The 13,558-nt window shown below is 63.4% G+C and carries 6 protein-coding genes; all 6 read left to right on the top strand.

Going from position 1 to position 13,558, the window contains the following annotated elements; translation table 11 throughout:
- The first annotated feature begins 266 nt into the window (after positions 1–266).
- On the top strand, positions 267–2,135 hold the full coding sequence (locus ACMGT0_RS05915) for a DUF1302 domain-containing protein (protein WP_416771835.1): 1,869 nt from the start codon (positions 267–269) through the stop codon (positions 2,133–2,135).
- 29 nt (positions 2,136–2,164) lie between these two features.
- Positions 2,165–3,529 (top strand): DUF1329 domain-containing protein, encoded by a 1,365-nt coding sequence (locus ACMGT0_RS05920; RefSeq protein WP_054061455.1) that lies wholly within the window; start codon positions 2,165–2,167, stop codon positions 3,527–3,529.
- A gap of 205 nt (positions 3,530–3,734) precedes the next feature.
- Positions 3,735–6,458, top strand: coding sequence for a LuxR C-terminal-related transcriptional regulator (locus ACMGT0_RS05925; RefSeq protein WP_416771837.1), 2,724 nt, complete (start codon positions 3,735–3,737; stop codon positions 6,456–6,458).
- Positions 6,459–6,635: 177 nt separating this feature from the next.
- Entirely contained in the window at positions 6,636–8,330 is a 1,695-nt protein-coding gene (locus ACMGT0_RS05930) for a putative bifunctional diguanylate cyclase/phosphodiesterase (RefSeq protein WP_054059892.1), read from the top strand.
- 55 nt (positions 8,331–8,385) lie between these two features.
- Positions 8,386–12,711, top strand: a complete 4,326-nt coding sequence (locus ACMGT0_RS05935) for a PAS domain S-box protein (protein WP_416771838.1) — start codon at positions 8,386–8,388, stop codon at positions 12,709–12,711.
- A 108-nt stretch (positions 12,712–12,819) separates the two neighbouring features.
- Positions 12,820–13,464 (top strand): MBL fold metallo-hydrolase, encoded by a 645-nt coding sequence (locus ACMGT0_RS05940; protein ID WP_054064170.1) that lies wholly within the window; start codon positions 12,820–12,822, stop codon positions 13,462–13,464.
- The last annotated feature ends 94 nt before the right edge of the window (positions 13,465–13,558 follow it).

The following is a 13,558-nucleotide window of genomic DNA, read 5'->3' on the forward strand; positions in this document are numbered from 1 at the left end:
ATTTTTTTCGGCCATGCTTGCCGAGCCGATTGTGGCGAGGCGGGTCAAAAGGCTGTGCCAGAGTGGTTGCGACTGCAAATCACACTTTAGAGGGATCAAGCAGTGCTACCTGCTGGCTATAGTCCGCCCAGGGATTTTCAATAACGGAGCAGGCACGCGCTATGAACGTGCCACCTCGAACGAGACAGGAAAGCGGGATTTCCATGTGACGGGGCGTTCTTGAAAGTGCTCACTGCCATAACAATAAAGTACATGGAGTAGTGTCGATGATCTCAGTAAACCAGTTCTGGCGCCGGGCGAAGTTGCCCCTGGCCGTCAGCCTCGCCTCTACGCTCGCTGGCCCCGCATTCGGTGTCAGTTTCAACATCGGTGAAATCGAGGGCAGTTTCGACTCGTCGCTGTCGCTGGGGGCCAGTTGGTCGACCCAGAACCCCAACAAGAACCTGATTGGCGTCAACAACGGCGGCAAGGGCCTGTCGCAGACCTCCGATGACGGACACCTGAACTTCAAGGCCGGGGATACCTTCTCGAAGATCTTCAAGGGTATCCATGACCTGGAACTCAAGTACGGCGATACCGGTGTGTTCGTGCGCGGCAAGTACTGGTACGACTTCAAGCTGGAAGACGAGGACCTGAGATTCAAGAACGTCAGCAACGACAACCGCAAGGAAGGCGCCAAGTCGTCCGGCGGGCAGATTCTCGATGCCTTCGTCTACCACAACTATTCCATTGCCGACCTGCCGGGCTCCGTGCGTTTCGGCAAGCAGGTGGTGAGCTGGGGTGAGAGCACCTTCATTGGTGGCGGTATCAACTCCATCAACCCGATCGACGTGTCGGCGTTCCGTCGTCCGGGGGCCGAGATCAAGGAAGGCCTGATTCCGGTCAACATGTTCTATGTGTCCCAGACGCTCACCGACAACCTGTCAGCCGAGGCGTTCTATCAGTTGGAATGGGACCAGACGGTGACGGATAACTGTGGGACGTTCTTCTCGCAGCCCGATGTGATTTCCGATGGTTGCAAAGACAACCTGCGCCTGCTGGCCAAGCGCTCGACCATCGGTGCGGCCAGTCCAGCTGCCCTCGCGGGTTTGACTGCCAGGGGCCTGGACATCAACGAAGAGGGCACGCTGGTTCGTCGTGCCGGTGACCGCGATGCACGCGACGGCGGTCAATTCGGTGTCGCGTTCCACTATAACTATGAGCCGCTGGATACGGAGTTCGGCGCGTACTTCATGAATTACCACAGCCGTGCGCCGATCTTCAGCGCTACGGCGGCAAACCGTGCGGCGTTTCTCACCGCACCCGCATTCGGTTCACTTGCCCCGGTCTATATTGCGGGTAACTCCAGTTATTTCGTCGAGTATCCGGAGGACATTCGTCTATATGGCCTGAGCTTCTCCACCACGCTGCCTACAGGCACCGCCTGGAGCGGCGAACTGAGCTATCGTCCAAACGCTCCAGTTCAATTGAATACCACGGACATCCTGTATGCCGGCGTTACCCCGCTCACCGGTTTTGGCAATGCCTCCCCGCTGAAGGGGGTGATCGGTCAGGACCTGCACGGCTACAACCGCAAGGAAATCACTCAATTCCAGACCACGTTCACACATTTTCTTGACCAGGTCATGGGCGCGAGTCGCTTGACCCTGGTAGGAGAGGTGGGTGTGACCCATGTAGGCGGGCTTGAGAGCAAGTCCAAGGCTCGTTACGGTCGCGATCCGGTATTCGGCCCTGGCCGACTGCCGAATGGTTTCTGCGCAGCCCTCAATACTTCGACGATTGCGGGTGCTGGCGCTGGCGCGGATGGCAGCAACCGTACCTCCAACTGCGACAACGACGGCTTCACCACCGCCACCTCCTGGGGCTACCGCGCCCGGGCGATCTGGGAATACCCGGACGTTTTCGCCGGGGTCAACCTCAAGCCGAACGTGGCCTGGTCCCACGACGTGAAAGGCTACTCGCCAGGTCCTGGCGGCAACTTCGAGGAAGGTCGCAAGGCGGTCAGCCTGGGCCTCGATGCCGAGTACCAGAACACCTACACCGCGAGCCTGGCCTACACCAACTTCTTCGGCGGCGACTACAGCACGGTGGATGACCGTGACTTCGTGGCGCTGAGCGTCGGTGTGAACTTCTAAGCGGGCTGAATTTCAGGAAGAACAAGAACATGAAAATGACCAAGAATCTGTTGCAGGTCGGCGTACTCGGGCTGTCCATGCTGGCGAGCAGCGTGATGGCGGCGGTGTCGGCCGACGAAGCCGCCAAGCTCGGCACCAGCCTGACCCCGATGGGTGCGGAAATGGCCGGTAACGCGGCCGGCACCATCCCGGCCTGGAAACCGATGCCGAAGAACATCGGCAGCGTCGACAGCAAGGGTTTCCTCTCCGACCCGTATGCCAGCGAGAAACCGCTGTTCACCATCACCGCGCAGAACGTCGAGCAGTACAAGAACCAGTTGGCGCCCGGCCAGTACGCGATGATCAAGCGCTACCCGGACACCTTCAAGATGCCGGTGTATCCGTCCCACCGCGGTGCCACGGTACCGGATGACGTGTTTGCCGCGATCAGGGAGAACGCCACCAAGACCAACCTGGTCAGCGGCGGCAACGGCCTGGAGAACTTCAAGACGGCGATCCCGTTCCCGATCCCGAAAAGCGGCGTGGAAGTGATCTGGAACCACATCACCCGCTATCGCGGCGGCAGCGTGACCCGCCTGGTGACCCAGGCCACGCCCCAGGCCAACGGTTCGTTCAGCCTGGTGTACTTCCAGGACCAGTTCGTTTTCCGCGACAAGATGAAGGACTACGATCCGGCCAACCCGGGCAACATCCTGTTCTACTTCAAGCAGAAGGTGACCGCGCCGGCGCGTCTGGCCGGTGGCGTGCTGCTGGTTCACGAAACCCTCGACCAGGTCAAGGAGCCGCGTTCGGCGTGGGTCTACAACGCCGGCCAGCGTCGCGTGCGGCGTGCCCCGCAGGTGTCCTATGACGGCCCGGGTACCGCGGCCGACGGCCTGCGCACTTCCGACAACCTCGACATGTACAACGGCGCACCGGACCGCTACGACTGGAAGCTCGAAGGCAAGAAGGAGATGTACATCGCCTCCGACAGCTACAAGCTCGACGATCCGAAACTCAAGTACACCGACATCATCAAGGCCGGTCATATCAACCAGGACCTGGCTCGCTACGAGCTGCGCCGGGTCTGGCATGTGGTCGCGACCCTGAAGGAAGGCCAGCGCCACATCTATGCCAAGCGTGACTTCTACATCGACGAGGACACCTGGCAGGCGGCGGTGATCGACCACTACGACGGTCGTGGCCAACTGTGGCGCGTGGCCGAGGCCCATGCCGAGAACTACTACGACAAGCAGGTGCCGTGGTACGCCCTGGAAACCCTCTACGACCTGCAGTCCGGCCGTTACCTGGCGCTGGGCATGAAGAACGAAGAGAAGCAGGCGTATGACTTCGGCTTCACCGCCAGCACCAGTGACTTCACCCCCGCAGCATTGCGCCAGGACGGCGTTCGCTGAGGTTTTTCGTAGGACAGAGGCGCATCCTCTGTCAGAACGCCCCGACAGGTTCGGGGCGTTTTTTTGCCCGGCAAAACTGTGGCTAGATATTTCAATATGCAGGCATTTCGACACATTTACGCTAAAAAACCTTCATTGCGCTGACCATTCCCGCTAGTCTGCGCTGATGTGCCTTGCCGATAACCGCCTTTGACAAGAGCCGGCCATGACTGATCTGTTCCGTATGCCAGACCCCGTGGTCCCGGCCATACCTGCACTGGAAGGACGCTTCTACCGACCGCCGTTGCCAGAAGGGCATGTGCTGCGACCTCGTCTGTGCGAACGTCTGGGCGAGGGGCTCAATGGCCGTCTGCTGTTGATCAGTGCCCCGGCCGGTTTTGGCAAGAGTTCGCTGGCGGTGGAGTTCTGCCAGAGCCTGCCCGGCCACTGGCAAAGCCTGTGGCTGGGGCTCAGTCCGCGCGACAGCGATCCGGGACGTTTCCTGGAGCGTCTGCTCGATGGCCTGCAACAGTATTTTCCCGACCTGGGTGGCCGAGCGCTGGGCCTGTTGAAAATGCGCCAGCGTCATCAGCCGTTCGCCTTCGAGGAGTGGCTGGACGGGCTGCTCGATGAGTTGGCGGTACAGCTTTCGAACAATACGCCCCTGCTGCTGGTGCTCGATGACTATCACCTGGCCCAGGGACCGGTGCTCGACCGTTGCCTGCAATTCTTTCTCAACCACCTGCCGCCGGGGCTGCTGGTGCTGGTCACCAGTCGCCAGCGACCGGAATGGCATCTGGCGCGTCTGCGCCTGTCGCGCCAATTGCTGGAACTGAGCGAACAGGACCTGCGGCTGACGCTCGGCGAGTCCATGGCGTTGTTCGACCGGCACCGCAACGCCTTGAGCGGCGAAGCCCTGCAGACCCTGATCGAGCGCAGCGAGGGCTGGGTCGCCGGTCTGCGCTTCTGGTTGCTGGCGGCACAGGCCAACGATGAGCAACTGCCCCAGGTCCTGCATGGCGGCGAGGGCCTGATTCGCGACTACCTGCTGGAGGAGGTGATCGATTTCCTGCCGGCGCACGTCCAGGCCTTTCTCTACGACACCGCTTCCCAGGAGCGTTTTTGCCGCGAGCTGTGCGATGCGATCCGCGAGTCCCATGACAGCGGGCAGATTCTCGATTACCTGCAATCGCACCAGGTCTTTCTCGTGCCGCTGGACGAGCATGGCCACTGGTTCCGCTACCACCATCTGTTTTCCGACCTGCTGCGCAGCCGCCCCGCGGCCAACGGCCTGGTCCCACCCGCCAGCCTGCATCTGCGCGCCTGCCGCTGGTTCAGCTCCCAGGGGTTGCTGGATGAAGCGGTGGAGCAGGCCTTGCGCGCCGGTCACCTGGATGTGGCGGCCAACCTGGTGCAGAACCTTTCCGAGGAGCAACTGCTGGCCGAGCAGAACGTCGGCATGCTGCTGCGCTGGAAAATGGACCTGCCCGACAGCCTGCTGACCAGTTCGCCACGCTTGATCGTGTTGTACGCCTGGGCATTGGGGCTGGCCTGTCAACTGGATGCGGCGCAGGAACTGGCCAGCAACCTGAGCAACTTCCTGCCAGCACCGTCGGCCACCGCGCAGCAGTCCATGCTGGCCCAGTGGCTGGCCCTGAGTGGCATCATCGCCCGCGGTCGCGGTGATCGTGAGCGGACCCTGGCCTATTGCGGCGAGGCCTTGCTCAGCCTGCCCCACAAGCGTTATGGGCAGCGCCTGCTGTGCCTGTCGACGCTGTCCAACCTGGCGATTGCCGAGGGCGACCTGTGGCGCGCCCGGAGCCTGAACCGGGAGTCCCTGGAACTGGCCCAGCGGGTCGGCAACCCGCTGTTCGAGGCGCTGGCCCACTATGACCGGGCGCGGGTGCTGCAGGCGCGCGGCGAAGTGCTGCGGGCACTGGAGGAGGTGCGGCAAGGCTTGCAGCGCCTGCAGGGCCTGCCCGCGCAACGGGTCTATGCGGCACGGGCGCGGCTGACGATATACGAGGGCTACCTGCTGAACCTGCGCCTGCAACCGCAGGCATCGCGCCAGCGCCTGCTGGCCGGACTGCACGAAGCACGGGCCTGTCGTGATGTCAGCGTGCTGATCGGCTATTGCGTGATCGCCTGCCAGGAAGGCCAGGGCGGCGACTTTGCCAGGGCCTTTGCCGAACTGGCCGAAGCCGAGCGACTGATGCATGTCTGGGATGTGCCGCCGATCTACTACCTGGCGATGATCACCCTGGTCAAATGCGAGCTGTGGCTGGCCCAAGGGCGTGTCGACCTGGCCGAAGCCTGGCTCGGTCGCCTGGGGCAGACCTACACCGGCGAGCAGCCGGCCGCCGCGCCGGAGTTTCATCCCCAACTGCCAGCGCACATCGAGTTGCAGCAGGCGCAACTCGATGTGCGCCAGGGCCGACCCGAGGCGGCCCGGCAGCGCCTGGGCAGGCTGGTGGCCCAGGGGCAGGCCAGCGGGGGGCAACTGCTCAGCATCCTGGCCTGGAATCAACTGGTGGTGCTGGCGCTCGCCGAGTCGCGGGACGCCCAGGCCCGTTCGCTGTTCGCCCGGGCCATGGAGGCCGGAACCGGCGGAGCCCTGCTGCCGTTCCAGGCCCTGAGCGGCAGCCATCCGGAGTGGATGCGCGAGCAGTTGCTGGCGGGGCCGGACACGCCCCTGCGCCAGAGTCTGCTGGGGCTGTTGCCGGCCCACGTGGTACGTGAGCCCAGCCATCCGAGCGAACAATTGAGCGCCCGCGAGCTGGCGGTTCTGCAATTGATCGCCCAGGGCTGCTCGAACCAGGAAATCAGCGACCAGTTGTTCATCTCGCTGCACACCGTGAAAACCCACGCCAGCCACATCAACAGCAAGTTGGGCGTAGAGCGGCGCACTCAGGCCGTGGCGCGGGCCCAGGACCTGGGGCTGCTGCAGTAGTTTGCGGCGTAATCCCCGTCCAGGGGGTGGCTATACGCCTTGTCTGCGCTATAACCAATAGACGTGTGATTTCCTTTGCGACGCCTGCCGCGCCGCACGTCCTGTGGTGGCCCAGAGGGCGGGAAACCTCCGGCGCCCTTCGATCATGAGTTACCAAGGAATGTCTGGGAGCAAGGAATGCGTGAAACCTCCTTCAATCCCGCTCCGGTTGTGCTGATAGTCGATGACCAGACAACCGATGCGCTTATTCTCAGTGAGTCGGTGCGGGACCTGGCACAGGTGTATGTCGCCAGCAGTGGTGAGGAAGCCTTGCGCGTGGCTCGCCAGTTTCGTCCGGATGTGGTTCTGCTGGACATAGAAATGCCCGACATGAGCGGCTTCGAAGTCTGTCGGGCACTCAAGGCCGACCCCAAGCTGTCCGACGCCGCGGTGATTTTCGTCACCTCCCATGCCCAGGCCGACTACGAGCTGCAGGCGTTGGGCTACGGGGGGATCGATTTCATCCAGAAACCCCTCAACCTGCCGGTGGCCAGGGCCCATATCAACGCCCACCTGACCCTGCGCAACGAGGCCAAGCGCCTGGCCAATCATGACGCCCTCACCGGCCTGCCCAACCGCATGCTGCTGCAGGACCGGGCGGAACAGGCGCTGAAAATGGCCCGGCGCAATCACGGTCGGCTGGCGATGCTGTTGCTGGACCTGGACAACTTCAAGGCCATCAACGACTCCATGGGGCATTCGGTCGGTGATCAGATGCTCAAGTACGTGGCCACGCGGTTGTCGCTGATCCTCGGCAGCATGGACACCCTCAGCCGGCAGGGTGGGGACGAGTTCATCATCCTGCTGTCGGAGGTCGACAGTTTCGAGGCGGTCGGCGATTTTGCCGAGCAGGTGCTGACCACCATTTCCAACCCCTTCTCGCTGCAAGGCAATCGCTACGACCTCAGCGCCAGTATCGGCATCGGCGTGTTTCCGGAGGACAGCGAAGACCTGGAGTCGCTCTACCGCCATGCCGACTCCGCGATGTACCAGGCCAAGCAGGCCGGACGCAATCGCTACCAGTTCTTCTCGCCGGCCATCGAAAGCGGTATGCGCGCCCGGCATCTGCTGGAACGGCATATGCGCGCCGCCATCGACGATGGGGTGTTCGAGGTTTTCTACCAGGCCAAGGTCGATGTCCGCGAGCATCGGGTGGTCGGCATGGAGGCACTGATCCGCTGGCGCGATGGTGGCGGCAATCTGGTTTCGCCCTCGGACTTCATCCCGCTGGCCGAGGAAACCGGGCTGATCATCCCCATCGGCAAATACGTGATGCTCCAGGCGTGCAAGGAGACGCGCAAACTGCACGAGCAGGGTTTTCCGGTTTGCGTCAGCGTCAACATCAGTGCCGTGCAGTTCCGCGAGTCGTCGTTCCTGGGGATGGTCAAGGACATCCTGCTCGATTCCGGGCTCGCCCCGCAGTGGCTGGAGCTGGAAATCACCGAAGGGGTGCTGGCCCGTGACACCGACAACGCCCGCGAAACCCTGATGGCGCTCAAGGCGCTGGGTGTGCACGTGGCCATCGACGATTTCGGCACCGGCTACTCGAGCCTGGCCTACCTCAAGCGTTTTCCCATCGATGTGCTGAAGATCGACCAGAGCTTCGTGCGCGACATGCTCACCGACAAGAGCGACCTGGCCATCGTCGAGGCGATCATCAAGCTGGGCCAGGCACTGGGGCTCGAGCTGGTGGCCGAGGGCGTGGAGACCTGGCAGCAGGCCGAGTTGCTGCTGGAACTGGGATGTCGGGTGATGCAGGGGTACCTGTACTGCCGGCCGGTTCCGTTTGCCCAGATACGTACCCTGCTGGCCTCCTGGTCACAGGCGACATGAGCCGTTGAGCGGCACGCCGTCACCGGCACAAGCCCACTGCCCGAGGGAGCCCGAGTTGAACCGATTTCATCTGTACGCCCTGAACGGGCGCGCCATCACGCTTCTGGTCATCGGCCTGGTTGCGACTTTCGTGGGTTGTCAGATCCTGCAGAACACCAACGAGCAGCGCGCCCGCGAAGCACTGGCCAACGCGGCCGACAGCGCGGTGGAGGCGGTAGTTGGCCGGCTGCAGAAGTATCAGTACGGGTTGCGCGGGGCGCGGGGCGCCATCGTCGCCAGTGGCGAAGAGAACCTGACGCGCGAGACGTTTCACCGTTACAGCCTCACCCGTGACGTGCCGGTCGAGTTCCCCGGGGCCCGCGGCTTCGGCTTCATCCGGCGGGTACCGGCCCAGGACCTGGAGCAGTTTCTGCAACGGGCGCGTGACGACAGCTCGCCCAGTTTCAGCATTCGCCAGTTTGCTCCCCATGAGGGCGATCTGTATGTGATCCAGTACCTGGAGCCCAACCGCGATCAGGCGGTGGCCATCGGCCTGGATATCGCTTCGCAGCCTGATCGTGCCGAAGCGGCGCGGATGGCCGCGCGTACCGGGGAGGTGCGGCTCACTTCGCCGATCACGCTGGTGCAGGCGGTGGGCAAGCCGAAGCAGTCCTTCCTGATCCTGCTGCCGATCTACAGGAGCGGCATCGTGCCCAAGACCGAGTCGGAGCGGGAGGCGGAAGTCGTCGGCTGGAGCTATGCCCCGCTGATGATCGAGAGTGTCCTGGCTGGCCTGGTGCCGGAAAGCGAGGCGATCAACCTGCGTCTGCGCGATATCACCGGGCCGGGGCCGGCGGTGGCGTTCTACCAGACGGCTCAGGGCGCGGAGGCGGCGACGACAGGATTGCCGAGCCGGACCCTGGAACGCGACATCTACGGGCGCCGCTGGCAGATCGAGCTGCAGGCACTGCCGTTGTTCATCGAGCGCCTGCACCAGGTTTCGCCGCTGGTGGTGTTTGTGCTTGGAACCCTGGCCAGCGTGCTGGTGGCGGCACTGGTGGCCATCGCCGGAGTCAGTTCCCGGCGGCGCCTGCAGGTGCTGTCCGAGCAGCGGCGGCTGGCCCTGATCGTCGAAAGCTCGGCGGATGCGATCATCGGCACGACCCTGGACGGTGTCGTGACCAACTGGAACCGGGGAGCGCGAAAACTGCTCGGCTACACCGCCCAGGAAGCGGTCGGCCAGCCGTTGCTGAAGCTGATCGTGCCACCCGGGCTGGCGGCGGAAGAGGCCGAGATCCTCAGGCGCATCGCGCTCGGCGAGACGATCGTCAACCTCGACACCGTGCGTCACAGCAAGGACGGGCGCAGTATCAATGTCTCGGCGAATGTCTCGCCGATCTGCGATGAAAGCGGTGCGGTGATCGGTTCCTCGAAGATTCTGCGGGACATCACCGCGCACAAGGCCGCCGAGGCGCGAATTCGCGAACTCAATGCCAATCTGGAAGAGCAGGTGGCTGAGCGGACCTCGGAATTGCGGCGTATCAACCTGTTGTTCAGCAGCGTGCTGCGTTCGGCTTCCAGGGTAGCGATCATCGCCACCGACCTGGAGGGCGTCATCAGTCTCTTCAACGAAGGCGCCGAACAGATGCTCGGTTACCGTGCCGCGCAACTGGTGGGCAAGGTCACGCCGACGATCCTGCATCTGGAGCAGGAAATCGCCGAGCGCAGTGCCGAGCTGAGCCGGGAATATGGGCAAGCCATCGAGGGCTTCCGGGTGTTTGCCCACAAGCCGGAGTTCGAGCACTCGGAAATCCGCGAATGGACTTATGTGCACAAGGATGGCAGGCACGTGCCGGTGAACCTGGTGGTGACTTCGCTGCGTGATGAGCAAGGCACGTTGACCGGGTACCTGAGCATCGCGATCGATATCACCGAACGCAAGGTGGCCGAACACCAGCTGGACCTGAGCCTGCAATCGGTGCGGCTGATTCGCGACCAGTTGCTGATGGCCGCCGACGTGGCGGAACTGGGTATCTGGACCTGGACCCTGGCCGACGGCACGCTGCAGTGGAACGAGCGGATGTTCGAGTTCTACAGCCAGCCATTGAGCCTGAAGGACAATGGCCTGACCTACGCGCACTGGTACGAGCGCGTGCATCCGGATGATGCCGAGGCGGTCGCTGCGCAACTGGCGGCGGCGGTGGCCGGCGAGGGAGTCTACGACCCGGTGTTCCGGGTGCTCGCGCCGGATGGCCGGATCCGTATCATCCAGGCCGGTGCGCAGATCGAGCGCGATGCCCAGGGGCAGCCGCTCCGGGTGACCGGTATCAATCGGGATATCACCACCCAGCGCGAGCTGGAGGCGCACCTGCTCCAGGCCCGGGACCGCGCCGACAGCGCCAGTGCGGCCAAGTCGTTCTTCCTGGCGAACATGAGCCATGAAATCCGCACGCCGATGAATGCGGTGCTGGGGATGCTGCAACTGGTGCAGCACACCGAGCTCAATGCCCGTCAGCGCGACTATGTGGTCAAGGCCCAGACTGCGGCCAAGTCCTTGCTCGGGTTGCTCAACGACATTCTCGACTACTCCAAGATCGAAGCCGGCAAGCTGCGCCTGGACCTGCACACCTTCGAACTCGAGGCGTTGATGCGCGACCTCGCCGTGGTGCTGGCGGGCAACCAGGGCAGCAAGGATGTCGAGGTGATGTTCGACCTCGATTCCGAGCTGCCGGGCAGCCTGGTCGGCGACAGCATGCGTCTGCAGCAGGTGCTGATCAACCTGGCGGGCAATGCCCTGAAGTTCACCCAGCAGGGCCAGGTGGTGGTCAGCCTCCGCCAGTTGCAGCGCCTGGAGGGCCAGGTAGAACTGCGGGTCGAGGTCTGCGATACCGGCATTGGCATCAGCGCCGAACAACAGCAGCGGATTTTCGAGGGCTTCACCCAGGCGGAGGCCTCGACCACCCGCCGCTTTGGCGGTACCGGGCTGGGCCTGGTGATCTGCAAGCGCCTGGTCGGCCTGATGGGCGGCGAGTTGCTGGTCGAAAGCGAGGAGGGCAGCGGCAGCCGGTTCTGGTTCGACATCACCCTGGACGTGGCCCGCACCGAGCCGCTGCGGTTGTCCTGCCCCGGTGTGGATTCGCAGATGCGCCTGCTGGTGGCCGACGATAACTCCATGGCCTGCGAGCTGCTGCTACGTACCGTGCGCTCCCTGGGCTGGACGGCGGACACGGTGGATGGCGGCACGCGGGCGGTGGAGAGCGTGCGCAATGCCCAGATGCGTGGCGAACCCTACGATGTGGTGCTGATGGATTGGCGCATGCCGGACATGGACGGGCTCAGTGCTGCACGATTGATCAGCCTGCAGGAACAGAGCGCCCCACCGCCGATGGTGATCATGATCACTGCCTACGGCCGGGAGGTGTTGGCGGATGTGCATCATGAAGGCGATGCCCCCTTCGTCGGCTTCCTCACCAAACCCGTGACGCCCCTGCAGTTGGCCGATGCTGTGCAGCGGGCTTTCAGCAGCAGCGAAGCGGTTCCCGAGGTACGGCCGGGGCCTGTGCGCCAGCGGCGTCTGGCCGGCATGCGCCTGCTGGTGGTGGAGGACAATGCGCTCAATCGCCAGGTCGCCGACGAACTGCTCAGGGGCGAGGGTGCACAAGTGGTCCTGGCCGAAGGTGGCCTGGAAGGTGTCAGCCAGGTGTTTTGCGCTTCGACTCCTTTCGATGCGGTATTGATGGACATCCAGATGCCGGATATCGACGGCATGGAGGCGACCCGGAGGATTCGCCGGCAGGCCGATTTCGCCTCGCTGCCAATCCTGGCGATGACCGCCAATGCCTCCAGCAGCGATCGTGAGGCCTGCCTGGCGGCAGGGATGAACGACCATGTGAGCAAGCCCATCGACCTGGAGGAACTGGTACTGACCCTGCGTCTGCAGACCGGTCGTGAAACGTCGCAACCGAAAGTGCCCGAAGCCGCCGGTGGCGCGGCGGACACGGTGCTGGAAGCGCGCCAGTCGATCATGGCCCGCTTTGGCGGCAATCTCGAACTGATCTCTACGGTCCTCTACGGTTTCGGGGCGGAACTGGAGAAGCAACTGTCGCTGCTGCCCAACCATCTGCAGGACCGTGACGGGCCGGCGCTGGCCGCGGTGCTGCATGCGATCAAGGGCAGTTCCGGGACCATGGGGGCCCAGGCCCTGTCACAGCGTGCCGGGGCGCTGGAGCGTGAACTGATGTATGGTGATGCCGCCGCGATTGCCCGGGTGCTCGACGACCCGCAATGGCTGCCGGAACTCAGGCAACTGCTGGCGCGCAGCGTCGATGAGTTGCAGGCGACGTTCGGCAACGGCTACCGGGGCGACTCAGCCCGGGACATGGCCGCCGGGTCGCGTTCTTGAAGCCGGTGGAGGCGACTCCTTATACTTTTCGCAACAGAGTCCCTGGTTCGGCACCTCAATCGCCAGGGGCCTTTTTATGGTCTTTCGAGCCTGTTGCAGGAGCAGCCCATGGACGCCGCAAAACCCGCGCTGATCCGCGAAACCTTCCCCGTTGGCCCGTTGCAGTGCAACTGCACCATCATCGGTGATCCGCTGACGAAAAAAGCCATCGTCGTCGATCCGGGGGGCAACCATGAGTTGATCCTGGCCCGGCTCGATGCCCTGGGCCTGAAGGTGGTCAGCATTATCCACACCCATGCGCACCTGGATCATTTCCTGGCTTCCGGCCAATTGAAGGAAAAAACCGGGGCCTCCCTGCATCTGCACAAGGACGACCAGTTCCTCTGGGACAACCTGGAGATGCAGTGCAACCTGTTCGGCGTGCCCTACACGCCGGTACCGTCGCCGGACCGGTGGCTGGCCGATGACGAGGAACTGGCCTGTGGCTGTGGCGTGGCCCTGCATACGCCGGGACATACGCCGGGCTCCATGAGCTTCTGGTTTTCCGAGGCTAGACTGTTGATTGCCGGGGACACGCTGTTTCGCCGTGGCATCGGCCGGACCGACCTGTGGGGTGGCGATCAGGCCACCATCGTCCGTTCGATCAGGCAGCGCCTGTATACGCTGGACGAGGAGGCGACGGTGGTCACCGGTCACGGGCCCGACACCCGGCTGGGCGATGAGATGCGTGAAAACCCTTTTGTGCGCGGTTGAAAGGTTTCATGGAATTTTTGCCGTCGGTCGTGTTCAAACGCCAGCACAGGTCCATCGCCAACGGCCTCTGCACTTTCAATGAGTAGGAGCTAGA

This window comes from Pseudomonas sp. RHF3.3-3 (assembly GCF_048069595.1).
In the GTDB taxonomy this organism is placed as follows: Bacteria; Pseudomonadota; Gammaproteobacteria; order Pseudomonadales; family Pseudomonadaceae; genus Aquipseudomonas; species Aquipseudomonas fuscovaginae_B.

What these genes read in the sequence shown, in the direction of transcription:
- ACMGT0_RS05920 (WP_054061455.1), top strand. Translation starts at nt 2,165, where the DNA reads ATGAAAATGACCAAGAATCTGTTGCAGGTCGGCGTACTCGGGCTGTCC.
- ACMGT0_RS05930 (WP_054059892.1), top strand. Translation starts at nt 6,636, where the DNA reads ATGCGTGAAACCTCCTTCAATCCCGCTCCGGTTGTGCTGATAGTCGAT.
- ACMGT0_RS05925 (WP_416771837.1), top strand. Translation starts at nt 3,735, where the DNA reads ATGACTGATCTGTTCCGTATGCCAGACCCCGTGGTCCCGGCCATACCT.
- ACMGT0_RS05940 (WP_054064170.1), top strand. Translation starts at nt 12,820, where the DNA reads ATGGACGCCGCAAAACCCGCGCTGATCCGCGAAACCTTCCCCGTTGGC.
- ACMGT0_RS05915 (WP_416771835.1), top strand. Translation starts at nt 267, where the DNA reads ATGATCTCAGTAAACCAGTTCTGGCGCCGGGCGAAGTTGCCCCTGGCC.